The 24,325-nt window shown below is 66.2% G+C and carries 25 protein-coding genes and 4 tRNA genes; 14 read left to right on the plus strand and 15 right to left on the minus strand.

Annotated elements, in window-relative coordinates; translation table 11 throughout:
• The first annotated feature begins 15 nt into the window (after nt 1-15).
• Both BN973_RS25910 and BN973_RS25915 read left to right on the plus strand, forming a co-directional pair.
• Nucleotides 16-330, plus strand: coding sequence for a DUF4286 family protein (locus tag BN973_RS25910; protein ID WP_036471573.1), 315 nt, complete (start codon nt 16-18; stop codon nt 328-330).
• Between the two features lie 26 nt (nt 331-356).
• Complete coding sequence (locus tag BN973_RS25915) at nt 357-1,619, plus strand: amidohydrolase family protein (RefSeq protein ID WP_036471574.1); 1,263 nt, start codon at nt 357-359, stop codon at nt 1,617-1,619.
• Nucleotides 1,620-1,721: 102 nt separating this feature from the next.
• Here BN973_RS25915 and BN973_RS25920 read toward each other — a convergent pair whose 3' ends face one another.
• The gene (locus BN973_RS25920) at nt 1,722-2,615 is read right to left on the minus strand and encodes an SDR family oxidoreductase (protein ID WP_036471575.1); all 894 of its coding nucleotides are present in this window, start codon (nt 2,613-2,615) and stop codon (nt 1,722-1,724) included.
• A 149-nt stretch (nt 2,616-2,764) separates the two neighbouring features.
• On the opposite strand from BN973_RS25920, the gene BN973_RS25925 reads away from it, so the two are divergent.
• Nucleotides 2,765-3,667: a LysR family transcriptional regulator gene (locus tag BN973_RS25925; RefSeq protein WP_036471576.1), complete on the plus strand. Its 903-nt coding sequence runs from the start codon at nt 2,765-2,767 to the stop codon at nt 3,665-3,667.
• Nucleotides 3,668-3,731: 64 nt separating this feature from the next.
• Here the strand turns inward: BN973_RS25925 and BN973_RS25930 are convergent, their stop codons facing one another.
• The 4 genes from BN973_RS25930 to BN973_RS25945 are packed head-to-tail and all read right to left on the minus strand — an operon-like array spanning nt 3,732 to nt 7,722.
• On the minus strand, nt 3,732-4,766 hold the full coding sequence (locus BN973_RS25930) for a CaiB/BaiF CoA transferase family protein (RefSeq protein WP_036471578.1): 1,035 nt from the start codon (nt 4,764-4,766) through the stop codon (nt 3,732-3,734).
• Nucleotides 4,763-5,719: an LLM class F420-dependent oxidoreductase gene (locus tag BN973_RS25935; protein WP_036471579.1), complete on the minus strand. Its 957-nt coding sequence runs from the start codon at nt 5,717-5,719 to the stop codon at nt 4,763-4,765. Before BN973_RS25935 ends, BN973_RS25930 begins: the two co-directional genes overlap by 4 nt.
• Nucleotides 5,704-6,144 carry a cobalamin-dependent protein gene (locus BN973_RS25940; RefSeq protein WP_036471580.1) on the minus strand — a complete coding sequence of 147 codons (441 nt, stop codon included), beginning with the start codon at nt 6,142-6,144 and terminating at the stop codon, nt 5,704-5,706. Before BN973_RS25940 ends, BN973_RS25935 begins: the two co-directional genes overlap by 16 nt.
• Nucleotides 6,145-7,722, minus strand: coding sequence for a methylmalonyl-CoA mutase family protein (locus BN973_RS25945; protein ID WP_036471582.1), 1,578 nt, complete (start codon nt 7,720-7,722; stop codon nt 6,145-6,147).
• A gap of 70 nt (nt 7,723-7,792) precedes the next feature.
• On the opposite strand from BN973_RS25945, the gene BN973_RS25950 reads away from it, so the two are divergent.
• The gene (locus BN973_RS25950) at nt 7,793-8,629 is read left to right on the plus strand and encodes an SDR family oxidoreductase (protein WP_084163550.1); all 837 of its coding nucleotides are present in this window, start codon (nt 7,793-7,795) and stop codon (nt 8,627-8,629) included.
• A 4-nt stretch (nt 8,630-8,633) separates the two neighbouring features.
• Here BN973_RS25950 and BN973_RS25955 read toward each other — a convergent pair whose 3' ends face one another.
• The 3 genes from BN973_RS25955 to BN973_RS25965 form a co-directional block, all read right to left on the minus strand.
• Nucleotides 8,634-9,446 carry a methyltransferase domain-containing protein gene (locus BN973_RS25955; RefSeq protein ID WP_036471584.1) on the minus strand — a complete coding sequence of 271 codons (813 nt, stop codon included), beginning with the start codon at nt 9,444-9,446 and terminating at the stop codon, nt 8,634-8,636.
• Between the two features lie 61 nt (nt 9,447-9,507).
• On the minus strand, nt 9,508-10,209 hold the full coding sequence (locus tag BN973_RS25960) for a M15 family metallopeptidase (RefSeq protein ID WP_036471585.1): 702 nt from the start codon (nt 10,207-10,209) through the stop codon (nt 9,508-9,510).
• Nucleotides 10,210-10,236: 27 nt separating this feature from the next.
• Nucleotides 10,237-11,601 carry an FAD-binding oxidoreductase gene (locus BN973_RS25965; protein WP_036471586.1) on the minus strand — a complete coding sequence of 455 codons (1,365 nt, stop codon included), beginning with the start codon at nt 11,599-11,601 and terminating at the stop codon, nt 10,237-10,239.
• 122 nt (nt 11,602-11,723) lie between these two features.
• On the opposite strand from BN973_RS25965, the gene BN973_RS25970 reads away from it, so the two are divergent.
• The 3 genes from BN973_RS25970 to BN973_RS25980 all read left to right on the plus strand — a co-directional run bounded on the left by BN973_RS25970 (nt 11,724) and on the right by BN973_RS25980 (nt 13,679).
• Nucleotides 11,724-12,365: a TetR/AcrR family transcriptional regulator gene (locus BN973_RS25970; protein WP_051641494.1), complete on the plus strand. Its 642-nt coding sequence runs from the start codon at nt 11,724-11,726 to the stop codon at nt 12,363-12,365.
• Nucleotides 12,366-12,670: 305 nt separating this feature from the next.
• On the plus strand, nt 12,671-13,150 hold the full coding sequence (locus BN973_RS25975) for a hypothetical protein (RefSeq protein ID WP_051641495.1): 480 nt from the start codon (nt 12,671-12,673) through the stop codon (nt 13,148-13,150).
• 64 nt (nt 13,151-13,214) lie between these two features.
• Complete coding sequence (locus tag BN973_RS25980) at nt 13,215-13,679, plus strand: PPOX class F420-dependent oxidoreductase (RefSeq protein ID WP_036473084.1); 465 nt, start codon at nt 13,215-13,217, stop codon at nt 13,677-13,679.
• Here the strand turns inward: BN973_RS25980 and BN973_RS25985 are convergent.
• The 4 genes from BN973_RS25985 to BN973_RS26000 all read right to left on the minus strand — a co-directional run bounded on the left by BN973_RS25985 (nt 13,676) and on the right by BN973_RS26000 (nt 15,040).
• Complete coding sequence (locus BN973_RS25985) at nt 13,676-14,626, minus strand: C1 family peptidase (protein ID WP_036471588.1); 951 nt, start codon at nt 14,624-14,626, stop codon at nt 13,676-13,678. The two genes, BN973_RS25980 and BN973_RS25985, sit on opposite strands and share 4 nt — an antisense overlap.
• 107 nt (nt 14,627-14,733) lie before the next feature.
• A tRNA-Phe gene (locus BN973_RS25990) sits at nt 14,734-14,810 on the minus strand.
• A 35-nt stretch (nt 14,811-14,845) separates the two neighbouring features.
• Nucleotides 14,846-14,919: transfer RNA gene (locus BN973_RS25995), tRNA-Asp, on the minus strand.
• A gap of 48 nt (nt 14,920-14,967) precedes the next feature.
• Nucleotides 14,968-15,040 (minus strand) — tRNA-Glu (locus BN973_RS26000).
• 111 nt (nt 15,041-15,151) lie between these two features.
• Between BN973_RS26000 and BN973_RS26005 the strand changes: the two genes are divergently transcribed.
• A tRNA-Lys gene (locus BN973_RS26005) sits at nt 15,152-15,227 on the plus strand.
• 24 nt (nt 15,228-15,251) lie between these two features.
• On the opposite strand, the gene BN973_RS31205 is transcribed toward BN973_RS26005, so the two are convergent.
• The gene (locus BN973_RS31205) at nt 15,252-15,437 is read right to left on the minus strand and encodes a hypothetical protein (RefSeq protein WP_139830142.1); all 186 of its coding nucleotides are present in this window, start codon (nt 15,435-15,437) and stop codon (nt 15,252-15,254) included.
• Nucleotides 15,438-15,569: 132 nt separating this feature from the next.
• Between BN973_RS31205 and BN973_RS26015 the strand changes: the two genes are divergently transcribed.
• Nucleotides 15,570-16,376 (plus strand): TIGR04255 family protein, encoded by an 807-nt coding sequence (locus BN973_RS26015; RefSeq protein WP_036471590.1) that lies wholly within the window; start codon nt 15,570-15,572, stop codon nt 16,374-16,376.
• A gap of 3 nt (nt 16,377-16,379) precedes the next feature.
• Here the strand turns inward: BN973_RS26015 and BN973_RS26020 are convergent, their stop codons facing one another.
• Nucleotides 16,380-17,279, minus strand: a complete 900-nt coding sequence (locus BN973_RS26020) for an SAM-dependent methyltransferase (protein ID WP_036471591.1) — start codon at nt 17,277-17,279, stop codon at nt 16,380-16,382.
• A 121-nt stretch (nt 17,280-17,400) separates the two neighbouring features.
• Here BN973_RS26020 and BN973_RS26025 point away from each other — a divergent pair, with 121 nt between their 5' ends.
• Nucleotides 17,401-17,907, plus strand: a complete 507-nt coding sequence (locus BN973_RS26025; protein ID WP_036471592.1) for a nucleoside deaminase — start codon at nt 17,401-17,403, stop codon at nt 17,905-17,907.
• Here BN973_RS26025 and BN973_RS26030 read toward each other — a convergent pair.
• Entirely contained in the window at nt 17,885-18,967 is a 1,083-nt protein-coding gene (locus tag BN973_RS26030) for an oxygenase MpaB family protein (RefSeq protein ID WP_036471593.1), read from the minus strand. The two genes, BN973_RS26025 and BN973_RS26030, sit on opposite strands and share 23 nt — an antisense overlap.
• A 68-nt stretch (nt 18,968-19,035) precedes the next feature.
• Between BN973_RS26030 and BN973_RS26035 the strand changes: the two genes are divergently transcribed.
• From BN973_RS26035 to BN973_RS26050, 4 genes are all read left to right on the plus strand, one after another.
• Nucleotides 19,036-19,647, plus strand: a complete 612-nt coding sequence (locus BN973_RS26035; protein WP_139826937.1) for a TetR/AcrR family transcriptional regulator — start codon at nt 19,036-19,038, stop codon at nt 19,645-19,647.
• A 130-nt stretch (nt 19,648-19,777) separates the two neighbouring features.
• Nucleotides 19,778-20,806: an acyl-ACP desaturase gene (locus BN973_RS26040; RefSeq protein WP_036471594.1), complete on the plus strand. Its 1,029-nt coding sequence runs from the start codon at nt 19,778-19,780 to the stop codon at nt 20,804-20,806.
• 7 nt (nt 20,807-20,813) lie between these two features.
• Nucleotides 20,814-21,947 (plus strand): tRNA dihydrouridine synthase DusB, encoded by a 1,134-nt coding sequence (gene dusB, locus BN973_RS26045; protein ID WP_036471596.1) that lies wholly within the window; start codon nt 20,814-20,816, stop codon nt 21,945-21,947.
• A 310-nt stretch (nt 21,948-22,257) separates the two neighbouring features.
• On the plus strand, nt 22,258-24,315 hold the full coding sequence (locus tag BN973_RS26050; protein ID WP_232232234.1) for an LCP family protein: 2,058 nt from the start codon (nt 22,258-22,260) through the stop codon (nt 24,313-24,315).
• Nucleotides 24,316-24,325: the final 10 nt, after the last annotated feature.

Below are 24,325 nucleotides of genomic sequence, written 5' to 3' on the forward strand. Positions count from 1 at the left end.
AAGAGGTGGCGTCAAATGGCCAAGGGCATCATGCTCGTGGAGAGCCGACCCAGTTCGCCCGAACGCGAACAGGAGTACAACACCTGGTACGACGAAGTTCATCTGCCCGAACTCCTGGCTCTGGACGGAATCGTCTCGGCGCGACGGCTGCGTCCGGTCAACGGTGAGGGCCCCTACGTCGCCATCTACGAGATCGAGGGCGACGATCTGCAAGCAGTCCTGGACAACATGATCGCCAACGCCGGCAATCTGACGATGTCGGATGCATTGCTGTTGGATCCCGCGCCGATCCCCCGGCTGCTGGCAACGACGACCGAGTGCGGCGGCTAGCCACCGTCTGGGAGAGGAACCCCTGAATGGATGTCGATGACCTGATCCTGGTGAGCATTGACGACCACGTCGTCGAGCCACCGGACATGTTCCTGCGTCACGTACCCGCCAAGTACAAGGCCGAGGCCCCGATCGTCGTGGTCGACGACAAGGGCGTCGACCAGTGGATGTACCAGGGCCGGCCGCAGGGCGTGAGCGGGTTGAACGCCGTGGTGTCGTGGCCGGCCGAGGAATGGGGTCGCGACCCCGCCGGTTTCGCCGAGATGCGCCCCGGCGTCTACGACGTCCACGAGCGCGTTCGGGACATGAACCGCAACGGCATCCTCGCGTCGATGTGCTTCCCGACATTCACCGGCTTCTCCGCGCGCCACCTCAACATGCACCGTGAGGAAGCGACGCTGGTGATGGTGTCGGCTTACAACGACTGGCACATCGACGAGTGGGCCGGTTCCTACCCGGGCCGTTTCATCCCGATCGCAATCCTGCCGACGTGGAATCCGGAGGCGATGAGCGCCGAGATCCGCCGGGTCGCGGCAAAGGGCTGCCGGGCGGTGACGATGCCGGAATTGCCACATCTGGAAGGCCTTCCGAGCTACCACGACGAGGATTACTGGGGCCCGGTGTTCCGCACGCTGTCCGAATGCAACGTGGTGATGTGTCTGCACATCGGCACCGGATTCGGGGCGATCAGCATGGCCCCGAACGCGCCGATCGACAACATGATCATTCTGGCCACCCAGGTTTCGGCGATGTGCGCACAGGATCTGCTGTGGGGCCCGGCGATGCGCAACTATCCCGACCTGAAATTCGCCTTCTCCGAAGGTGGGATCGGTTGGATTCCTTTCTATTTGGACCGCAGCGACCGCCACTACACCAACCAGAAGTGGCTGCGCCGCGACTTCGGCTCTCAGCTGCCCAGCGACATCTTCCGCGAGCACTCGCTGGCCTGCTACGTCACCGACAAGACGTCGTTGCGGCTGCGTCACGAGATCGGCATCGACATCATCGCCTGGGAGTGCGACTACCCGCACTCGGACTGCTTCTGGCCCGACGCGCCCGAGCAGGTGCTGGCCGAGCTGAACGCCGCCGGCGCCGACGACACCGACATCAACAAGATCACCTGGGCCAACGCCTGCCGGTTCTTCAGCTGGGACCCGTTCGCCCAGACGCCCCGCGATCAGGCGACCGTTAAGGCCCTGCGCGCCAAGGCGACTGACGTAGACGTATCGATCCGACCGCGCGCCGAGTGGGCGCGGCTCTACCAGGAGAAGCAGCTGGCCAGATCTTGACGTCGAGCGTCGACTCGTCGGGCGAATCTTGCGATTTCGGCACAACATCTCGACGCTGGGCGACTCGGGCCGCATCCACCACATCGTCAGCCATGGCGTCGGTCACTCGCCGAAGTAATGGCCGGCGTCGAGATCCTCGAGCAGTCCGGCGCGCTCCGGATGCCAGTCCAGCACCTTCTGCGTCAAGGCGTTCGACGTCGGGTTGTCCAGTGCCGCAAAGAGCGCGAGGAAGCCGAAGTGACCGGCTTCTTCCGCGGGAATGCTGACGGTCGGGACGTTCAGGTGGCGCCCGATGACAGCGGCGATGTCGCGGAACGGCACTCCCTCGTCGGCGACGCCGTGCAAACGCGTTCCCGCGGGCGCATTTTCGAGCGCCAACCGATACAGGTGCGCGGCGTCGAGGGTGTGGACGCCGGGCCAGCGGTTGGCGCCGTCGGCGAGGTAGGCGGACTTCGCCGTGCCGCGGGCGGTGTTGATCAAGTGGTGAGCGAACCCGTGGTGATCGAGATCGCTGTGCACCAGCGGTGACAGCCGGATCACCGACGATCGCACCCCTCGCTCGGCCAGCGCGATGACGTCGTTCTCCGAGTCAACCCGCGGTCCGCCGGGCAGCGTGTCCTGCTCGGTAGCAACGCCGCCCTCGCCCAAGAACGCGAGCAGCAGCGTTCCCGACGTGCTGACGAACGGCCGGTCGGAACCGGCCAGCGCCTCCCCGATGGCTTGGACGGCGCGCAAGTCCGTCTCGGCAGCGCCGACGAAGTCGTCGAAGTCATGTTTGAAGGCGAGGTGGATAACGCCGTCGGACGCCGCGGCCGCCTCGCGCAAGCCGTCGAGATCGTCGAGGTCGCCCCGGTGCACCGCGGCACCCTTGGCCCGCAATGCCGCGTCGGATGAGTCGGAGCGGGCCAGGCCGGTGACATGGTGGCCGGCTTCCAGGAGTTCGTCGACGACGGCCGAACCGATGTGTCCGGTCGCGCCGGTCACAAAGACACGCATGAATGTTCCCTTCGATTGCTTCTCGTTCGTGACACCCAGTCAATGGCCAGCTCCCGAACCTGTCCAAGACCTCTTCCAGATGAAGCGATGCAATTTCGGTATCACCGCAGACTGACGGCATTTCTGCGCCGCCTGGCTAGGATGACACCATGACCGATGCGGCATCGCCCCAGGTGGATCTCGATCTGCGGCTGGTCGGATACTTCGTGGTGGTGGCCGAACACCGGCATTTCGGTCGCGCCGCCGCCGCGCTGCGCATCGCGCAGCCGTCACTGAGCCGCCAGATCCGCCGCCTCGAACAGCAGCTCGGTGTCCGCCTGTTGGATCGCACACCCCAGGGCACCCGGCTGACCGAAGCCGGCGACGTGTTCCTTCCCCGGGCCAAGTCCCTGCTGCGCTCGGCCGCCCAGGCGACGGCGCAGGCGAGGGCCGCCGCCCAACCGCACCGCGTCATCGTCGGGTACACGACAGGGATGATCGTCACCCCGGCGGTGCGCGAGTTGCGTCGTGAACATCCCGACGCCGATGTGCAAGTGACGCACCTGGATTGGAACCACGCGCGTCATGCACTGCTCGACCATCAAGTAGATGCGGTGGTCACCCGGCTGCCGTTTCCGACCGACGGGTTGCACGTGACGATCCTCTACGACGAGCCCCGGGTACTGGCGGTGCCCATCGATCACCGCCTGGCGGGCCGCGAGTCGGTTACCCTCGACGACATCGCCGACGAGCCCATGCCGCGGCTACGGCACTCCGATCCGGCGTGGAGTGCCTTCTGGCGCATCGATCCTCGGCCGAATGGACGCCGGGCACCCGACGGTCCGTTCATCGATGCGCTCGAGGACAAATTCGAGCTCATCGCGTCCGGGCAGGCGGTCGCCATCATGGCCGGCTTTCACGGCAATAGCCTGCGACCCGACATCACGACTGTCCCCTTGGAAAACGTCGAGCCCAGCCGTGTTGTCTTGGCGACCCGCGCCGGGGACCGCGGCCGACTGGTCGGGGCGTTCCGCAAGCTGGCCGAGGCCCACCTCACCGCGCCGTCGCCTTGACGCCGACCGTCGACTTGCTGCGCGAAATTGCCCCAATTCGCCGCAACAACTCGACGTTGGGCGGCTACCTCAATTCCGGTGGTGGCCGATACTCGGGCTGATAGCCGGACACGTGGATCGGGCTGCCGACGAGGCGGAATTCTCCGGCCGTGACAACCACTTCCGGCGTCGCCTCGAGCGCCTCGGGCAGGGTGCGCACCGCCGCCGCCGGAACGCCCAGCGGGCGCAGCCGTCGTTCCCAACCGCTCGCGGAGTCGGTCGCCAGCATCGCCGTCACCACCGCCAGCACTTCGTCGCGGCGGGCGACTCGCTCGGCCATCGTTTCGAAGCCCCCGATGCCCGCCTCGGCGGCAAACGACTTCCAGAAGCCGTCGTGGGTGATGAACAGCGCCAGATAGCCCTCGGCCGTCGGAAAGAGCTGAGCCGGAACGTAATACGAGTGGGCGCCGTACGGCCGGCGCTGCGGCTCGACGCCGCTGTTGAGGTAGGCCGACGCGTGGTAGTTGAGCTGCGACAGCATCACGTCGCGCAGCGACACATCCACTTGCCCGCCGGTTCCAGAGATGATCTTGGCCAAAAGCCCCAGTGCCGCAGTCATTCCGGTGGAGTTGTCGGCCGAGGAGTAACCGGGCAGCGTCGGCGGGCCGTCCGGGTCGCCGGTCAGCGCGGCGGTGCCGACGCCGGCCTGCACCACGTAATCGAAGGCCGGGTCGTCGCCGCCGTACAACCCAAACCCGGTGATCGCGACGCAGACGATCCGCTCGTTGTGCCGCCGCAGCTCGTCATAGGTGAGGCCCAACCGTCGGATCGCCGACGGCTTCAGGTTCACCAGCAGCGCGTGCGCCTCGCCAACCAGTTCACCCAATCGCTCTTGTCCCGCTTCGGAATTCAGGTCGAGGACGATGCTGGACTTGTTGCGGTTGAGGCTGGCGAAGTAGGTGGCACCGACACTGCGAGAGATCTCGCCGCCGGCCGGCTCGATCTTGATGACCTCGGCACCGAGATCGGCGAGCAGCATGGTGGCATACGGACCCGCCAGCATGGTGCCGACTTCCAGGATGCGTATCCCTGCCAGCGGACCGGTGCTGTTGCCAGTCACCGCAATTCCGCTGCGAGGGAGGCGATCACTTCGCGGGTGCGGCGCTTGGAAGCGACCAACTCGTCCCGGTTTTCGCCGATCGGCAGCAGCCGCACCGACAGGTCGGTCACACCGGCGTCGGCGAAGGCGCGGAATCGCCGCAGGATCGCTTCCTCGTCGCCGGCCGCGCACAGATCGCCGACATTGCGCGCATCGCCGCGGTCGAGCAGTCGCTGATAGTTGGGCGACACCTCGGCCTCGCCCAGGATACGGTTGGCCCGCTCTTTGGCTTCGTCGACTTGTGAAGGCGCACAGAGGCATACCGGAATACCCGCGATGATCCGCGGTGCCGGGCGACCGGCGTCCGCGGCGGCCTTGGTGATCTTCGGCGCGATGTGGTCACCGATCGCACGCTCGTCGGCCATCCACAACACCGTGCCGTCGGCGAGCTCGCCGGCAATCTGCAGCATCACCGGCCCCAGCGCGGCGACCAGCACCGGCATCGGGGTGTCGGCCCCGATCGCCATCGGGTTGTGCACCGTGAACGAGTCATTCTCGACGTCAACCGATCCCGGGCCGGCGACCGCGGCGTTGAGCACCTGCAGGTAGTCGCGGGTGTAGGCGGCCGGCTTCTCATACGGCAAGCCCAGCATGTCCCGGATGATCCAGTGGTGCGACGGTCCGACGCCAAGCGCCAGCCGTCCGCCGGCCACCGCGTGCGTCGAGAGCGCCTGGCGGGCAAGGGCAATCGGGTGCTGTGCCTGCAGCGGCACCACCGCGGTACCCAGCTCGATGCGCGAGCTGTGGGCGGCCATCAGCGACACCATGGTCAGGCAGTCGAAGTCGTTGGGCACCTGCGGCATCCACGCGGTGTCCATACCTGCGGATTCGGCCCATTCGATATCGGAGGCCAGCTTGTCCACCTTGCGGGCCATGTCGCCACGCTCGGCGCCGATCATCACTCCGACGCGCATGGTTCCTCCATCACGGGTGCCTTCGGTTCAGTTTCCGCCGTGCCGGTCAGTGCGCGGATTTCGCGCACCAGGCTCTCCAGCGGTGTCCCGGTGGGGAATACCGCGGCGGCGCCGGCGGAGAGCAGCTTGGGGACGTCGGCGTGCGGGATGGTTCCCCCGACGACGACGGCGATGTCGGCGGCGTCGGCGGCGCGCAACGCTTCGACGGTCCGGGTGGTCAGCGCCAGATGCGCACCGGACAGGATGCTCAGGCCGACGACCGCGACGTCTTCCTGCACCGCGATGGACGCGATGTCTTCGATGCGCTGACGGATGCCGGTGTAGATGACCTCGAATCCGGCATCACGCAAGGTGCGGGCGACGATCTTGGCGCCCCGGTCGTGTCCGTCCAGGCCGGGCTTGGCGACCAGAATCCTGACCGCCATCTAGAACACCACCGGTTGCTGGAATTCGCCCCATACCGCCTTGAGGGCCGAGACCATCTCCCCGACCGTGCAGTAGGCGTTGGCGCAGTCGATCAACTTGTGCATCAGGTTGTCATCCCCCTCGGCGGCACGCGACAACGCTGCCAGGCTGGATTGCACTGCGGCCGAATCTCTTTCGGCCTTGACCTTCGACAGCCGCTTGAGCTGCAGATCACGCCCTTCGGCGTCGAGCTCGTAGGTGACGACATCGTGTTCCGGCTCCTCGGTCACGAACCGGTTGACCCCGACGACCGGGCGGGTACCGGCCTCGATGTCCTGATGCATGTTGAAGGCTTCGTCGGCGATCAGGCCCTGCAGGTACCCGTCCTCGATGGCATGGACCATCCCGCCGTGGCGTTCGAGATCGGACATGATCTCGATGATGCGAGCCTCGGTGGCATCGGTCAGCGCCTCGACGAAATACGAGCCGCCCAGTGGGTCGGCGACGCTGGCCACCCCGGTTTCGTGAGCCAGGATCTGCTGGGTCCGCAGCGCCAGTGTGGTGGTTTCCTCGGTGGGCAGCGCGAACGGCTCGTCCCACGCCGCGGTGAACATCGATTGGACACCGCCCAGCACCGCGGCCATGGCCTCGTAGGCCACCCGGACGATGTTGTTGTGCGCCTGCGGCGCGTACAGCGATGCGCCACCGCAGACGCAGCCGAACCGGAACATCGCCGCCTTGGCCGTCGTCGCCCCGTAGCGCTCCCGCACGATGGTCGCCCAACGTCGGCGTCCCGCACGGTATTTGGCGATCTCCTCGAAGAAATCGCCGTGGGTGTAGAAGAAGAACGAGATCTGCGGTGCGAATTGGTCGATCGTCATGCGGCCGCGCTCAACCACGGTGTCGCAATAGGTGACGCCGTCGGCCAGGGTGAACGCCATCTCCTGCACCGCGTTGGCCCCGGCGTCGCGGAAGTGCGCACCGGCCACCGAGATCGCGTTGAACCTCGGGACCTCGGCCGCGCAGAATTCGATGGTGTCGGCGATCAACCGCAGCGATGGCTCCGGCGGCCAGATCCAGGTTCCGCGTGAGGCGTACTCCTTGAGGATGTCGTTCTGGATGGTCCCGGTGAGCTTCGCCCGCGGAATCCCCTTTTTCTCGGCGGCGGCGACGTAGAAGGCGAGCAGGATCGCCGCCGTTCCGTTGATCGTCATGCTGGTGCTGAGGTTGTCCAGCGGGATGCCGTCGAACAGGATCTCGAAGTCGGCCAGGGTGTCGACCGCGACACCGACCCGGCCGACCTCCTCGCCGAACTCGGGGTCGTCGGAGTCGTACCCACACTGCGTGGGCAGGTCGAGGGCCACCGACAGCCCGGTGCCACCCTGCTCGAGCAGGTAGCGGTAGCGGCGGTTGGATTCCTCGGCGGTACCGAAGCCGGAGTACTGCCGGAAAGTCCACAACTTGCCGCGATAGCCGGACGCGAAGTTGCCCCGGGTGAAGGGGAACTCTCCGGGCGCCGGAGGTTCCGCACTCCTATCCGCCGGCCCGTAGACGGGCTGCAGCGGGATACCGGAGGGAGTGTGGGCCGTATTATCCATCGATGAATAACGTACTTGCAAAAAAAGAGAATGCCAATACCATACGCTGACCTGGACAAAGGAGATGCCAGTGGCTGACAAGAAGCTCGCCGACCGCACCGTCGTGATCTCCGGCGGCAGCCGGGGCATCGGGCTCGCGATCGGCATCGGCGCCGCTCGACAGGGCGCCAACGTGGTGCTGCTGGCCAAGACCGACACTCCGCATCCCCGCCTGCCCGGGACGGTGCACACCGCGGCAGCCGATGTCGAGGCCGCCGGCGGCAAGGCGCTGGCGGTCGTCGGCGACGTCCGCCGCGAAGAGGACGTGCAGCGGGCGGTCGACGCCGCGGTGCAGCGGTTCGGCGGCATCGACGTCTGCGTGAACAACGCCAGCGCCATCGCGGTGGAACCGACCGCGACGCTGTCGGCCAAGAAGTACGACCTGATGCAGGAGATCAACCTGCGCGGCACCTTCCTGCTGACCAAGGCGTGCGTGCCGCATCTGCGGAAATCGGCCAACCCACACGTGCTCACCATCTCACCGCCGGTGAACATGAACCCGCGCTGGCTGGGCGCCCATCCGGCTTACACACTGTCCAAATACGGGATGACGCTGCTGTCGCTGGGCTGGGCGGCAGAATTCGCCTTCCAACCCGGCACAGCCGGGATCGGCGTGAATTGCCTTTGGCCGCAGACTTATATCGCCACCGCCGCGGTGGCGAACATGGCCGACGGGGAGAAGCTGGCCGAATCGTCGCGCAGCCCCGAGATCATGGCCGACGCCGCCGTCGAAATCGTTTCCCGCCCCGCTCGGGAAGCCACCGGCAATTGCTACATCGATTCCGAGGTTCTGCGATCGGCCGGGGTCACGGACCTGTCCCGGTACGGCGGCGGGGACAGTCCGATTCCAGATCTATTCCTGGACTGAATGTCTAGGCACGGCAGATGATTTCGCCGTGCGGTATCGCAAGCCAGCCGTCTTTCGCCGCGGCCCACTCCCGCCACGCCTGCGAGATCTCCTCGAGCTGCGCGGTGGTGGCGAGGCCATATCGCAGAATGTCGCGGGCGATGCCGGAGTGCAGGATCCGGTCGGCCCACATCCCGCCCCACCATTCGCGGGTTTCGGCAGTGGCATAGCACCAGAGGCTTCCGGTGGGAGTGACGTCGTCGAAGCCCGCTTCCAGCGCCCACGACAGCAGCCGCCGGCCGGCGTCGGGCTCACCGCCGTTGGCGCGAGCCGCCCGCTGGTAGATGTCGCGCCAAAAGTCCAGCGGCGCAAGGCGTGGGAACCAGACGAACCCCGCGTAGTCGGCATCGCGCGCCGCCACGATGCCGCCGGGCGCACACACCCTGCGCATCTCGGCCAGCGCCCGCACCGGATCGGCGACGTGCTGCAGCACCTGGTGGGCGTGCACGACATCGAATGTGCCGTCGGCCATGTCGAGCCGCTCCACATCCGCGGTCGCGAACGAGACGTTGGACAGGTTGCGCTGCTCGGCCTCGCCGCGGGCCACGTCGAGGACGTCGGCGAATTGATCGATGGCCGTGACGGGCCCGGGCGCCACGATGTCCGCGAGGTCCGCGGTGATGGTCCCGGGACCGCAGCCCACGTCGAGCAGCGACAGCCCCGGCTTCAGGTACGGCAACAGGTAGCCCGCGGAGTCCTGCGCGGTGCGCCGCTGGTGACTGCGCAGCACCGACTCGTGATGGCCGTGCGTGTAGCCGGCCCGGCGGTCGTCGTTCATGGCACAGATCCTACCGGCGCGTTGTCACATTATGAAACCAATGTCTCGCTATATGAGACGGCTAATCGACCGGGACGTCGAGAATCGGGAGGTGCACGCCGGCGCCGGGCCCGTCGAAATGCCACCACTCACCGGAGTACGGGGACAGCCCGCCGTACTTCATCGCGTCGCGCAGCCGCGCCCGATTCGCCTGAGCGTCGGCACTGACGCCCTGGGTCGCGAATGCCGTTGCGCGCGCGGTGAAATCGTCGAAGTCGGTGCCCATGTCAGCCAGGCACAGCCCGCCCGCGTGACGTTGCGGCGGGCACTGCGGCTCCACACTGGTAAATGTCACGTCCACCGAACGCCCCGACTCGTGGCTGGTCGCATACGGGCCCGGTCGCGCCACCCAGGCCGGATTGGGCACCACCTTGAACATCTGGACCTGAACTTCGTGCGGGCGGTAGCAATCCCAGAACACCAGCAGATGCCCCTGCGGGCGCAGCGCCGACGCGGCAGTCGCGAGTCCTTGAGACATGGACTGGTGCACCAGGCAGCGAGCGTCGGCCGGATACAGCTGGGTGTGGGTGAAGTTGTTCGTCGTCGCGTAACGCAGGTCGACGACCGCGTCGGGGACGACGGTGCGCACGTCGACGAAACCGGCCGCGCGCGCCGCGTCGCTGACGGGCGGCACGTCGGGGCCGGCCCGCGCGATCCCGGTTTGGGAGACCGCGACCAGCACGATGGCGACCGCCAGCGAGCGAACCGGGCGCGCACAACGCATCCAGCCATTGTCGCGGCTGGTGGTCGATTAGGCCGGTAAGGCAATCGCGGTAAACACCCCGTCGGGGTCGAACTGCTGCTTTGCCGCAGCCAGGCGCGCCGCGTTGCTGCCGTACGCATGCGCGGTCTGCTCGGGCGCGTCCGGGCCGAGCATGTTGGGGTAGCCGCCGGGCAGGGCGTGCGGAGCCAATTCCGCATCGACGCGTTCCGCCCAATCGACGTGTGCGGCCGCGTCGTCGCCGGGCTCCCAGGTCGCCACGATCTCGATCATGCGGTGCGGCGCACGCAGGCCGAACGCGGTACTCGAGAGCGGAACCCGCGTGGCGGCGCCGTGGAAGTGGTGCACGACAATGCCTGAATACCTTGATGTTTGACGTCGGCCCGCCTCAAACAGCGCGGCGATGACTTCCGGTGTCAAGTGCCCGACGTTGCGAGTCCGCGCCGCGTAGTGGCGTCCGTCGACGACAAACGAGTCGAACTGCCGTAGCAGCTCCACGTAACTGGTCGGCGCCACGCCGACCATCAGCGGGGTGCTCAGCGACTGCAGCGGCTCGATGACCCGCTCGCCGTCCGACAAATCACCACACCAGACCGGCGACACAAACACGGTGGGTCTTCCGTCGGGGCCGGCCAGGATTCCGGTTTGCACGGTGAGCTCGTCCGGTGCGGCGGCGAGGATGTCGTCCAGCTGTGTCCACACCCGGACAGCGTCCGACCACGGGTACACGATGAGCCCCGCAAGTACCTCGGGTACCGGGTGCAGCCGCAGACTCAGCGATGTGACCACCCCGAAATTGCCGCCTCCGCCGCGCAATGCCCAATACAGCTCGGGTTCCTCCTCTTGCGTGGCGGTGACCGCGCGGCCGTCGGCGAGCACCACCTCGGCGCCGAGCAGGTTGTCGAGCGCCAGGCCGTAGCGGCCCATCAACGGCCCATAACCGCCACCCAGCGTCAACCCCGTCATGCCCACTGCGCCAACGGTTCCGGTGACCGCGGTTAGTCCATGTGGGTGCGCCGCGCCGATCACACCGCCCGCGGTAACACCGCCCTGCACGGTCGCGACGCGGCTCAGCGGGTCGACGGTGACGTGCGCCATCGCGGTCAGATCGATCACCAGACCGCCCTCGCGCAGCGCCCGACCCGCCCAGTCGTGACCGCCGCCGCGCACCGACAACGGCACGCCGTGATGCCGCGCCGCGCGGACCGCGGTCTGCACCTCGGCCCGCGTCTGCGGACGCACGATCACCGCGGGTGCGTGATCGATGGCGCCGTTCCAGATTCGGCGGCTCTGGTCATAGGCGGCGCCGGTCAGGACGCGCCCGCCGGGGAGGCGCCGATGGAGCTCGTCGGCGAGCGCCGCCGCCGCTGAAGTAGTCGAGGGGCGTGTCGACATGGCTGTTCCTTTGCGTGACCGACCAATGATTAGAGCATGACTAGAAATTCTAGAGCATGACTCTAGTAGGCGAGAGTAGTGCTAGCCTCACCAGAGTGCAACTCCAACGAAAGGGGGTCGACATGACGCGTCGCAAGACCGCAGCGACGCCGGGTCGGGCCGTCAGCCGACGGGCGGAGTACGCCGAAGCGACTCGCCAAGCCGCCGTCGACGCCGCGCGACGCCTGTTCCGCGAGAAGGGCTACTTCGCCACGACAGTCAATGAAATCGCCGCCGAGGCAAGGGTTTCACCGGCCACGGTGTACGCCGTCAACGGGGGCAAGCAAGGACTGCTGAGCACACTGATCGACATCTGGTCGGCCGCACCCGAGGTCGCCGAGGCGGTCCAACACATCGAGAGCCTCGACGATCCCGCCGAAATCCTGCGCTACACCACCGCGCTGACGCGCCAGATGCGGCAGGACTACGGCGACATCATGCGCGTCGTCATTGCGGCCGCACCTCACGACGGCACCGCTGCCGAGGGGCTCGCGATCGGCACCCGTCGCTACCGGCACGGCACCGAAATCGTCGCGCGGCGCATCGCCGAGTTAGGCGGCTTACGCGACGGCCTGGACGCCGGGGCCGCCCTCGACATCATCTGGTTCTACCTGGGCTATGCCGGGTTCTTCACCCTCGTCGACGACAACGGTTGGAGCTACGCCAAGGCCGAACAATGGCTTTGCGACGCGGTAAGCCAGGCGGTTTTGCGGCCCGATCGATGAACCGCGGCCGATCACTTATCGTCACCGTCCACTCGACAAGGCCCGCAACGAACAGCTCACCGCGCGGCAACGTCGGTACTACCAACAAGTGAAAGGCCTTGTCGCCGAGGACTAGTGCGAAGACCCGGATTCGCAGTGAATGCTCACGCTCAAAGATGTGTGAGCTGGATTTCACATTGCGCTGCATGTGATTTGCCTAACGGTCTGCCCCTTTATAGCCGAGTTCGTTCACTAGCTTTGATACGTTCACAGCGCACCCTGTGGCAGGAATGATGGTCTAAAAAACAATGCGAAGAATCACCGCGATGTCGTTCGTCACCGCCAATATGCTTGGAACCGCGTTGTTCTGCGTCGCAACGGGTGTTGCCGCCGCCGATGCCAATTCCGGTGGGTCCCTGGTGCCGTTGACACCGAAGTTCCGGGCGTGCGACTTCACCTGGGCGGTCAATGTGCCGACGATGGGCAAGGGCAGCGGCCAGGCCGTCATCAGCCGGACCGGATCCAACAAGGTCGTCGCACAGGTGCAACTGATTGCCGCCGAACCGGGAGCGCATTACAACGCCAGGCTGATCCAGTCGCCCCGGACTTCTGCCGGATGCGGCGCCGCGGATGCCGGGGTCACCGTCGGCGGAATCGACACCGACGGCAGCGGCGCGGGCACGGCAACGCTGGAAGGCCCGATTTCAGCGAACACCACCGGCGTCTGGGTTTTCGTTGACCGCCCGTCGCCGCACTCGCAGACACCGATCGACTTCTACACGTCGGAAATCGTCACGCCCATTTAGCCGCGGATACATTGCGGCACAACGTATCTAAGCGACCACATCGACGGTCGCTACGATGGGTTTCATGGCTCCCAAAGTGGCGACCGCGGACGTGGTCGGTCTTCCCGAACTTCTCGAGTTCATCCGGCCCAGACACAAGATGCTGCTGACCACCTTCCGGTCGGACGGGTCGTTGCACAGTTCACCGGTGACCGGTGGCGTCGACGAGCGGGGCCGCATCGTGATTGCGAGCTACCCGCAGCGCGCCAAAAGTGTGAACATCCGCCGCACCCCGTCGGCGAGCGTGGTCGTTCTCTCCGATGACTTCAACGGGCCCTACGTGCAGGTCGACGGGGACGCGGAGGTAATCGACCTACCCGAAGCGGTGGAGCTGCTGGTCGACTATTTCCGGGTGATCTCCGGAGAACACCCGGACTGGGCGGACTACCGTCGCGCCATTGTGGATCAGGGCAAATGCCTGATTCGCATCACCCCGCGGCGCTGGGGACCGGTGGCCACCGGCGGGTTCCCGCCGAAGTGGCGTCCCTAGACCGAATCGGGCACGTAGACCCCCTGCCCCTGGGCCAGTTTTTCCAGCGTGTCGTACGCCATCCACACGAATCCCTTTTCGCCCCAACGTCTTCCCCAGCTGTTCTGAATCCGCACCGCGCCGGTCGAGTTCGTGTATGCGTCGTCGTAGCCCACGATGAGCATCACATGGCCGGATTTCTTGCCGTTGCGGTCGCGACTCAACTTTCCATTCCCGACATAGGGCGACGGTTCGCCGCGGTAGCGCGGAAAGTCGGTGTAAAGCGAGGTGCCGAAGGCAATCGGCACGCCGGATGCGATGACGGTACGAAGATTGTTCAAACCGTCTGCGCCGGTGATGCGCGTCAACTTGTACTCCGGGATGCGGAAGCTGGGATCGGGCGGGATTGTCTGCGAGCCGTATTCCGACCACTCCACCTGACACGTTGCTTTGGCTCCCGGCTTGCGGTTGGGGGCCGCGGCCAAGGACGGCGTGCCGCCATTGGCTCGAAGCCAATCCAGGCATTTGGTGATTTGGCCGCCGTGACAGTTGTTCTCGGCGGTTTTGTTCGCGATTTCGTACCGGATGTAGGCGTAGTCGGGTCCGGCCTGCCGTTCCGGATTGGTTGGCGGAGTGCGGCTCTTCCGGGCCGCGTAGAACGTCGCGAGGCCGTACACCGAGGCCCACACGAAGCAATTCGGCATTGTCTGCCGACCGACCGGGGGTAACCACTCCTGCGGGACGGATGCGGCCGGCGGCACTTCGCCACGGCGCCTGGGCTTTTCCGTTTCGCCGGGTTCCGCGGCGTCGGGGTCGTAGCCATAGGAGGTGAGGTCGGCCGGTTCTTCGCTCTGATTTTGGCGTTGATCCTCGGGTTGCTCCCGGTTGCCGCAAGAGGGCAACGCCAATGCCACGGCGCCCGCCACCGACAAGCCGAGCATCGAACGCCTGCTGATCCCTGGATCCACGGGTTTCTCCTAGGTCACACCGCGAAGTTTGCCAACGACGCCTCATAACCTAATTGCGCCGAACGGAGCTCGCCGGGTGCGGGAAAAGCGCGCCGCGAATCAATCGATGGTGGCCAGGGCCGGGATCGAACCGGCGACCTTCCGCTTTTCAGGCGGACGCTCATACCAACTGAGCTACCTGGCCCGGAAGGCACCGATGACGTGCCTCGCCTTTATGGGCGACCCTGACGGGACTCGAACCCGCGACCTCCGCCGTGACAGGGCGGCGCGCTAACCAACTGCGCCACAGGGCCTTGCTTTCCTACTTGTACTGCTCGCTTCGACGTTACCGCCGTTGCGGGTACCCCCAACGGGATTCGAACCCGTGCTACCGCCGTGAAAGGGCGGCGTCCTAGGCCACTAGACGATGGGGGCCAAAGTCCAACTACCGTTGGGAGCCACGCCAGCTTAGGTCACCGCAGGCCTAATCCTCAAACGAGCGCCGTTCGAGCCGCGTTTGAAGCCCAAGTATCCTGAACATTCGCCGCCCCTATAGCTCAGTTGGTAGAGCTACGGACTTTTAATCCGCAGGTCCTAGGTTCGAGTCCTAGTGGGGGCACCAAAGCGTGATTCTTACGCCGCCCGGCTACTGGGGTGGCGGCGCGAGGTCGGGCGGGACGTCGGGATTGGGCGGCGGAGGCGGGTCGACAACGTCCGTTCGGCGCTCCCGATCGTTCTCCTCGATGTGAGGTTGGGGATCCGGCACCGCCGGCGCGGCGGGCAGGACAAGCGCGAACGCCGCGACCAAGGCGGCTAAGCGATTCCCGAGCAATTCAACAACCTTCCGCCCTCCGGCACCGTTGGCGCGTTTAAGGATATGGCCCGACACCGCTTTGTGGGGCAGATAACAGCCGGGCGGTTCACGCGGGGAACGGCCCCCGTTTGACCGCTACGCGACTTGGCTATGCTTCGCGAGGTGAGTGTCGATCCGGCCTGGCAAAACGCGCCCGCAGCCCTGGTAACGATGGAAATCCGTCACCCCGCAACGGATCCCCTCACCGAATCGTCGAGCCGCGAGCTCAAGAGTCTGCTCGCCGACGACCTGCCCATCGAACGCCAAGCTCAGGACGTGGCCTGGGCGATGGGCCCGGGGGGTAACCCGGCGCCGGCGGCCGAGCAGTTCGCCCGCTACGTCAACCGCGACGGCACGCTGGCCGCCTCGATCAAGGGCCAGGCGATCGTCATCGAGACCACCGCCTACTCCTCCTTCGCCGCGTTGTCGGACGTCGCGATGCGCGTCATCGAGGCCCGTTCGCAGGTGTCCTCGATCGTCGGGGTGGAACGGATCGGGCTGCGGTATCTCCTGGAGATCCGGGTCCCGCTGGGCGCCGACGGTCGCATCGACTGGGCCGAATGGATCGCCGAGCCCCTGCTGGGGCCGCAGCGCATCGCTCCGGGTGAGCTGACCCTGACCGAATGGCAGGGCGCCGCCGTCTACCGCGAGCAGCAACCGGGCAAATCGATGATCGTGCGTTACGGACCGGGCATGGGCCAGGCCCTCGACCCGAACTACTACCTGCGCAGGACCTTGCCGGCACAACCCGGACCCTTTTTCCAGTTGGACATCGACAGCTTTTGGACCCCGGCCGCCTCGATCCCCGAGTACAACCGGGATGCGGTTCGTGCGACTTTTGACAATCTCTACGAGCCGGCCCATGCGGTGTTTCAGGAGATGCTCACCAGCCGGCTCAAGGATGACCTGCTCGGCTGAGGCCTAGCGGGTGAGCACCGCGCTGGCATAGGTCACATCGGCGAAAGCCCGCGCGACCTCGTCTTCGGGATAGTGAAAACCGTTGGCCGCGTGCAGCTCCTTGACCGTTTGGGAGGTCACGTCCCACCCGCGCTGGTCGATGTGGTCGATGAGGTGACTGCGGTGGCCGTGGTAGACCAGATCGTTGAAGTCGACCTCGAAGCCGAGTTCACCCATCCGGTCGTGGTGGGCGCGCCAGCGCGGGTCCGCGAAAATCGCTGTGTCGGGCACGAATTCGAAGGCCAGCCGGCTGCCCCGGGCGCTGAGCTCGGTGATGTTGCCGAACAACGCGTCCTGCGCCTCGTCCGGCAGATACACCAGCAAGCCCTCGGCGCTCCATGCCGACGGAACCTTCGGGTCGAATCCGGCGGCTTGCAGCGCGGTGGCCCAGTCGTCGCGCAGATCGATCGCGACCGTGCGCCGCTCGGCGGTCGGCGCGGCGCCGAGATCGCCCAGGGTCAGGGTCTTGAACTCGATCACAGCGGGCATGTCGACCTCGTAGACGACGGTGCCCGCCGGCCACGGCAAGCGGTAGGCACGCGCATCCAGACCCGAGGCGAGGATCACCGCCTGGGCGACGCCGCTGCGCGCGGCCGAAAGGAAGAACTGGTCGTAGAACCTGGTGCGACAGGCCATCGCCTCGGCCATCCGCCGGGGATCGAATTCGGTGTCCCCGCCGACGGGAATCTGCCCGTTGACCAATCGGACGTACACATCGATTCCGACCGCCCGCACCAACGATGCGGCGTACGGGTCGTCGATCAACTTCTCCTGGTCGGACAGCGCCCGCTGGGCGGCGACCATGGTTGCCGTGGCCCCGACGCTCGTCGCGAGGTCCCAGCGATCACTCTCGGTGCGCGCCATGCTGCTCCCCTAATCCGACTTCCCAATAAACATAGATAGGCTAGTTATTACCACAGCGCCGGTGCGAGAACCTGCCGGGACTACCCTCCCAACTATCTGATGCCCGTGCGCCGGAGGACCCGTGACCGATTTCGCCCAACGCACCATCGACCTGGCCCGCCGAAATGTCGCCGAGGGCGGCCGCCCGTTCGCCACGGTGATAGTCCGGGACGGCGAAGTCCTCGCCGAGAGCGCCAACAAGGTCGCCCAGACCAACGATCCGACCGCCCACGCCGAGATCCTCGCGATCCGCCAGGCGTGCCGGAAGCTGGGCACCGAGCACCTGGTCGACGCCTCGGTCTACGTGATGGCCCACCCGTGCCCGATGTGCCTGGGCTCGCTGTACTACTGCTCCCCGAAGGAAGTCATCTTCTTGATCACACGCGAGTCCTATGAGCAGTACTACCTCGACGACCGCAAATACTTCGAAGTCTCAACGTTTTACGACGAATTCTCGAAGAGCTGGGACCAGCGGCGCCTGCCGATGCGATACCAGCCGCGGGATGCCGCGGTCGAGGTCTATCGGTTGTGGAACGAACGCAACGGCGGCGAGCGCAAATCGACGGTCATCCCCGAGACGTCGAGCTAGAAACGTTGGGACAGTAATGCATTGGGTTTCCGCGCTCGTCGAGCGGCGGCAGGTTGCGCGCCGGTGTGTGCACCAGCGGCGCGTCCGCCGGGATCCGCCCGGAGGCACGATCCAAACCTGCCCTGGCCCGCGGGTGTTTGCGGAATCGTGCTGGCACACAAGCGAACACGAGGCGAACGAGATCACCGAGGCGCCGGTGCAGCCATTCGTCGCGGCGCGACCACCGGTAGCCCATCAGCCGGCGCACCGGTGGATCGTAGAGACCGACGGTGAACCAGACGAAGAACGGCGCCAGCAGTTTGCGCTGCGCCGCCCACAACCAGTCCGGCGCCATACGGGCGAACGGCGGTTTGGGCAAGTCGGTCAGATCCAGCACGGCGCGCGCCGCCTCGTTGTTCTCTAACACGTTGCGGCACATATGATCCCAGTAGACTTGGAATTCCTCCCAGGACGCCGGCACCGGACGCATGCTCATGCCGTACATGCGGTACCAGTCGACGTGTTCGTCGAACAGCTGACGCTTCTGCTCCTCGGTCAGCCCGCCGCAAAACCGTTCTGCCACATGGATAGTCCCGACGAAGAAGGTGGCGTGCGCCCAATAAAAGACGTCGGGGTTCAGCGCATGGTAGCGGCGACCCCGGTCGTCGACGCCCTTGATTTCGACGTGATAGTCGCGCACTTCAGCGCCGGTGATCGGGGCGCGGTCTTGATCGAAGACGACGCCGCCGATCGGATACAACGACCGCAGCAGGCGGGGCCAGCGCTCCCGGAAAAATGTCGAGTGATCGATGACCGCGGCACCCAGTTGCGGGTGCATGTTCTGCATCGAGCCGGCCCAGGGCCCCTGCAGCATGCCACGCCAATCTCCGAAGTAGCGCCACGTCAAAGAATCCGGGCCGAGCGGCGTCGGTGGCGCCTGATATCCCGACGGCGACACCGGGCACCCGCCGGCGACGGCGTCGGGCCCCTCGACAGACATTGCCACCTTGCCGAAACTGGTCGCGTCGCTACCAGCTTCGGCGCTGGTCAGTGGGCAGGCTGCGGACGTATGTTGGGTCACTGTTGGGTTTCCTGTAGCTAGCCGAAATTCTGACTACGTGCGTTGTCAATTTAAAGCTTAGGAGCGATGTGCAGTCCGGTCAACGACGGGGCCGTTGGTCAGGCGTCCCCCTGGAAAGTCGTCACGCGCTCCGACGCGACAACCTGATCGCCGCCGGCGTGCAACTACTGGGCAGCGAGCGCGGGCCCGCGCTGACCGTCCGGGCCGTCTGCCGCAAGGCGGCCCTGACCGAGCGGTACTTCTACGAGAGCTTTTCCGACCGCGACGAATTCGTGCGAGCGGTCTACGACGACGTCTGCGCCCGGGCCATGACGACTCTCACCTCGGCGGACACCCCCCGGGAAGCGGTCGAGCAGTTCGTCGAGCTGATGGTGGACGACCCGGTGCGCGGGCGCGTGCTGCTGTTGGCGCCGGCCGTCGAGCCGATCCTGACCCAGTCGGGCGCCGAATGGATGCCCAGCTTCATCGACCTGCTGCAGAAAAAGCTGTCCAACATCGGCGACCCGGTGCTGCAGAAGATGATCGCCACCAGCCTGGTCGGCGGCCTGACCAGCCTGTTCACCGCGTATCTGAACAGACAGCTCGGCGCCACCCGCAAGCAATTCATCGATTACTGCGTCAACATGCTCTTCAACACGGCGGCCCCGTATGTACCGCCGCTGGATGGAGTATCCGAGTAACGCCGTTTGTCCGTAGGCGCCTGCATAAGTACGTCAAGTTGTTACCCGCCGCGCCCGGGTGGAACTTGATGCTACTGATCGACACAGATATATTGACTGCAACCATTAGACACAGATAACTGGGGGTGACATGCCAGCGTCAGCCGACCTGACCGATCTGCAGCTTCTGCATGAGCTTGAGCCGGTCGTCGAGAAGTACCTGAACCGGCACCTGTCCATGCACAAGCCCTGGAACCCGCACGACTACATCCCGTGGTCGGACGGCAAGAACTTCTATGCCCTCGGCGGCCAGGACTGGCACCCCGAGCAGAGCAAACTGTCCGATCTCGCCCAGGTGGCGATGGTGCAGAACCTGATGACGGAAGACAATCTGCCCTCCTACCACCGCGAGATCGCGATGAACTTCGGGCTGGACGGCCCGTGGGGCACCTGGGTCAACCGCTGGACCGCCGAGGAGAACCGGCACGGCATCGCGCTGCGCGACTACCTCGTCGTGACCCGCGCGGTCGACCCGGTCGAGCTGGAGAAGCTGCGCATCGAGGTGGTCAACCGCGGCTTCAGCCCGGGCCAGAACCACCAGGTCCGCGACGACCTGTTCGCCGAGAGCCTGTTCGACTCGGTCATCTATGTCACGTTCCAGGAGCTGGCCACCAGGATTTCGCACCGCAACACGGGTCGGGCCTGCAACGAGACGATCGCCGACCAGTTGCTGGGCAAGATTTCGGCCGACGAGAACCTGCACATGATCTTCTACCGTGATGTCAGCGAGGCCGGGTTCGAGATCGACCCCAACCAGGCGACGAAGTCGCTGCACAAGATCCTGCGCAACTTCCAGATGCCCGGTTTCCAGGTGCCCGAGTTCCGCCGCAAGGCGGTGTACATCGCCGTCGGGGGCGTCTACGACCCGCGCATTCACCTCGACGAGGTCGTGATGCCGGTGCTGAAGAAATGGCGTTTCTTCGAGCGCGAGGACATCACCGGTGAAGCCGCCGCGTTGCGTGACGACCTGGGACTGCTGATCAAAGAGCTCGAGGAGGCCTGCGACAAGTTCGAGGTCTCCAAGCAGCGCCAACTCGAGCGGGAAGCTCGCACCGGCAAGAAGGTCACCGCGTTCGAGCTGCACCAGACCGCCGGCAAGCTGGCGATGAGCCGCCGGTAGCCCGGCATTGCGTATCGGCCCGATCACGCTCGCCAGCCCGGTGGTGCTGGCCCCGATGGCGGGCGTGACCAACGTTGCTTTCCGCACGCTGTGCCGTGAACTCGAGCAGTCGAAGGTCGGCACGGTCAGCGGGCTGTATGTCTGCGAAATGGTGACTGCCCGTGCCCTCGTCGAGCGGCATCCGGTCACGATGCACATGACGACGTTCGCCCCGGACGAGTCGCCGCGCTCGCTGCAGCTCTACACCGTCGATCCCGCCACCACCTACGCGGCGGCCAAGATGATCGCCGACGAGGGCCTGGCCGACCACATCGACATGAACTTCGGCTGCCCGGTGCCCAAGGTCACCAAGCGCGGCGGCGGCGCGGCGCTGCCGTTCAAGCGGCGGCTGTTCGGCCAGATCGTGGCCGCCGCGGTGCGCGGCACCGAAGGAACCGGCATCCCGGTGACGGTGAAGTTCCGCATCGGCATCGACGACGAACACCACACCCACCTCGACGCCGGCCGCATCGCCGAAGCCGAGGGCGCGGCAGCCGTCGCACTGCACGCTCGTACCGCGGCGCAGCGCTACTCCGGCTCCGCCGACTGGGAGCAGATCGCCCTGCTCAAGCAGCATGTCAAAACGATTCCAGTGCTCGGCAACGGCGACATCTACGACGCCAGCGACGCGCTGACCATGATGGCCAGCACCGGATGCGACGGCGTCGTCATCGGCCGCGGCTGCCTGGGCCGGCCGTGGCTGTTCGCCGAACTGTCGGCCGCGTTCACCGGCAGTGCGTCCCCCACCCCGCCGACGCTGGGCGAGGTCGCGGACATCGTGCGCCGTCACGGCGAGTTGCTCACCGCGCACTTCGGCGAGGACAAGGGCATGCGCGACATCCGCAAACACGTCGGCTGGTACCTGCACGGCTTCCCGGCCGGATCCGATTTGCGGCGCGCGTTGGCCTTGGTCAAGACGCTCGACGAGCTCGACGCTCTGCTGGACCGGCTGGACGGCACCGTCGAGTTCCCCGAGACGGCGACCGGGCCGCGCGGCCGGCAGGGTTCACCGGCCCGCGTCAGCCTGCCCGAGGGCTGGCTGAACGATCCCGACGACTGCACGGTTCCGGCCGGAGCCGACGTCATGCACTCCGGCGGCTGAGCCGAACCACGCGCGAAATCGCGTCTCCGGCGATAAATCAGTACGATGTGGACCTTGCCGTATTGCGCTCGGGTAGCGGGCGGTTTAACCCGCTGCACCGGGCGATGGATTACGGCGCGACCTGACGGGTAGCGAAGTTGCAGCGCTGTTAGCGCGGCGCGGCGGTGAAGTGGCGCACGGACATCACTGACGGCGGCATCAGAGCTTCGGAGGCGGATAGAACATGAGTGACGGCGAGGTAGACGCCACTCTTGGCCATCGCCGTGGCCCCCGCAACCGTCCACCGGCAACCCCGGCCGCGGCCGTGGCTTTGAGCGCCGCACCGTGGGAGCGATTTTCCGAACCGCCGGTCGACGACAGCGTCCACCGTTGGCAGATCAAGCCGCCCGCCGAGACACCCGGGGAAGAGCCGGCCGAACGCGTCGAGCCGTCGCCGCGCGGCGCGGAGCGAAGCGGAAGCCATGCCTCGGGTGCGCTCAGCGTCGCCGACCTGATCGCCAGGGTCGGCGCCGGCAACACCGGCACCCGGCACCGCCGCGCGGCCCTCGACGACGAACCGGCCCAACCCGATCCGGAGCCATTGGCCGACCTGCAGGACACCCAGGTCATCGATATCCCCGCCTACTCACTCGACGTGGTCTCGGAGGTTCCCGACCTCGAACTCACGAACTACCCGCCCGGCGATGAGCCCGAGTTCGACCTCCCGGTCGAGGAGTCGGCCGGGTCTCACCCCGTCAAGCCGAAGCGGACCCGCCGCCCGAAATCTCCCGCGAACTCCTCGCCGAAACTCAAGTCCCGCCGCAAGCCGATCCTGGTTGCCACCCGCTCGATGGCCGCCCTGTGCGCCGGGGTGGCGCTGGCCCTGACCGGCGGCGCCTACCAGTGGAGCGCGTCGAAGAACCACCGGCTCAACGTCGTCAACGCGCTCGACCCGGACTCCGGCGACATCGTCGACCCGGGCGGGCAGTACGGCGATGAAGACTTCCTGATCGTCGGGATGGACTCGCGCTCCGGCGCGAACGCCGACATGGGCGCGGGCGACACCGAGGACGCCGGCGGCGCCCGGTCGGACACCGTGATGCTGGTCAACATCCCGGCGAACCGCAAACGCGTGGTAGCGGTTTCGTTCCCCCGCGACCTGGCGATCACTCCGCTGCAGTGCGAAGCGTGGAATCCCGAAACCGGCAAGTACGGACCCCTCTACGACGAGAAGACGAAGACCTGGGGTCCCAAGATGGTCTACACCGAGACCAAGCTGAACTCGGCGTTCTCCTTCGGCGGCCCGAAGTGTCTGGTGAAGGAAATCCAGAAGCTGTCCGGGTTGAGCATCAACCGGTTCATCGCCGTCGACTTCGCCGGGTTCGCCAAGATGGTCGAGGCGCTCGGCGGTGTCGAGGTGTGCAGCAAGACCCCGCTGCACGACTACGAACTCGGTACCGTCCTCGAGCATTCGGGACGCCAGCTCATCGACGGCCCGACGGCCCTGAACTACGTGCGGGCCCGTCAGGTCACCACCGAGTTCAACGGTGACTACGGCCGCATCAAACGCCAGCAGCTGTTCCTGTCGTCGCTGCTGCGCGCGCTGATCTCCGAAGACACGCTGACCGACCTCAACAAACTCAACAACGTCGTCAACATGTTCATCAGCAACAGCCAAGTGGACAACGTCCAGACCAAAGACCTTGTTCAGCTGGGTCAGTCGCTGCAGAAGATGGCGGCCGGGCACTTCACGTTCGTCACGGTGCCCACCGGGGTGACCGACCAGAACGGCGATGAACCGCCGCGGACGGCCGACATGAAGGCTCTCTTCAACGCGATCATCAACGACGATCCGCTGCCCGAAGAAAACGACCAGAACGCGCAGAACCTGTCGACGACGCCGACCACGGGGGCGTCGGCCGCACCGACGACCAAGAAGTCGGCGCCGCCCAGCGCCGCGCCCGAGGCACGACGCGAGCAGGTGTTGACGACCTCGCCGGACGAGGTCACCGTGCGCGTCTCCAACGCGACGGCACAGAGCGGGCTTGCCGCCACCGCCACCAGTCAGCTCAAGCGCAACGGGTTCAACGTCATGTCACCCGATGACTATCCGAGTTCGGTGAACACCACGACGGTGTTCTTCTCCCCCGGCAACGAGCAGGCGGCCGCGACGGTGGCATCGGCGTTCGCCAACTCGAAGGTCGCCCGGGTTTCCGGCTACGGGCAGGTCGTTCAGGTGGTGCTCGGCCCCGACTTCAAGTCGGTGACCGCTCCCGCGCCCAGTGGTTCGTCGCTGTCCGTCCAGATCGATCGCAGCCCGGGCAGCACGCCGACCAAGCTGCCGGACGACCTGTCGGTGACCAACGCCGCCGATACCACCTGTGAATAACCGTATTTCG

Source organism: Mycobacterium triplex (genome assembly GCF_000689255.1).
Classification (GTDB): domain Bacteria; phylum Actinomycetota; class Actinomycetes; order Mycobacteriales; family Mycobacteriaceae; genus Mycobacterium; species Mycobacterium triplex.

Excerpts from the sequence above, each read along its gene's own strand:
- BN973_RS25975 (WP_051641495.1), top strand. The coding sequence starts at position 12,671 with ATGTCGTTCGTCACCGCCAATATGCTTGGAACCGCGTTGTTCTGCGTC.
- BN973_RS26040 (WP_036471594.1), top strand. The coding sequence starts at position 19,778 with ATGCCAGCGTCAGCCGACCTGACCGATCTGCAGCTTCTGCATGAGCTT.
- BN973_RS25980 (WP_036473084.1), top strand. The coding sequence starts at position 13,215 with ATGGCTCCCAAAGTGGCGACCGCGGACGTGGTCGGTCTTCCCGAACTT.
- BN973_RS26015 (WP_036471590.1), top strand. The coding sequence starts at position 15,570 with ATGCTTCGCGAGGTGAGTGTCGATCCGGCCTGGCAAAACGCGCCCGCA.
- BN973_RS25940 (WP_036471580.1), bottom strand. The coding sequence starts at position 6,144 with ATGGCGGTCAGGATTCTGGTCGCCAAGCCCGGCCTGGACGGACACGAC.
- BN973_RS25955 (WP_036471584.1), bottom strand. The coding sequence starts at position 9,446 with ATGAACGACGACCGCCGGGCCGGCTACACGCACGGCCATCACGAGTCG.
- BN973_RS25920 (WP_036471575.1), bottom strand. The coding sequence starts at position 2,615 with ATGCGTGTCTTTGTGACCGGCGCGACCGGACACATCGGTTCGGCCGTC.
- BN973_RS25915 (WP_036471574.1), top strand. The coding sequence starts at position 357 with ATGGATGTCGATGACCTGATCCTGGTGAGCATTGACGACCACGTCGTC.
- BN973_RS25910 (WP_036471573.1), top strand. The coding sequence starts at position 16 with ATGGCCAAGGGCATCATGCTCGTGGAGAGCCGACCCAGTTCGCCCGAA.
- BN973_RS25970 (WP_051641494.1), top strand. The coding sequence starts at position 11,724 with ATGACGCGTCGCAAGACCGCAGCGACGCCGGGTCGGGCCGTCAGCCGA.
- BN973_RS25925 (WP_036471576.1), top strand. The coding sequence starts at position 2,765 with ATGACCGATGCGGCATCGCCCCAGGTGGATCTCGATCTGCGGCTGGTC.
- BN973_RS26020 (WP_036471591.1), bottom strand. The coding sequence starts at position 17,279 with ATGGCGCGCACCGAGAGTGATCGCTGGGACCTCGCGACGAGCGTCGGG.
- BN973_RS25960 (WP_036471585.1), bottom strand. The coding sequence starts at position 10,209 with ATGCGTTGTGCGCGCCCGGTTCGCTCGCTGGCGGTCGCCATCGTGCTG.
- BN973_RS25945 (WP_036471582.1), bottom strand. The coding sequence starts at position 7,722 with ATGGATAATACGGCCCACACTCCCTCCGGTATCCCGCTGCAGCCCGTC.
- BN973_RS25965 (WP_036471586.1), bottom strand. The coding sequence starts at position 11,601 with ATGTCGACACGCCCCTCGACTACTTCAGCGGCGGCGGCGCTCGCCGAC.
- BN973_RS25935 (WP_036471579.1), bottom strand. The coding sequence starts at position 5,719 with ATGCGCGTCGGAGTGATGATCGGCGCCGAGCGTGGCGACATGGCCCGC.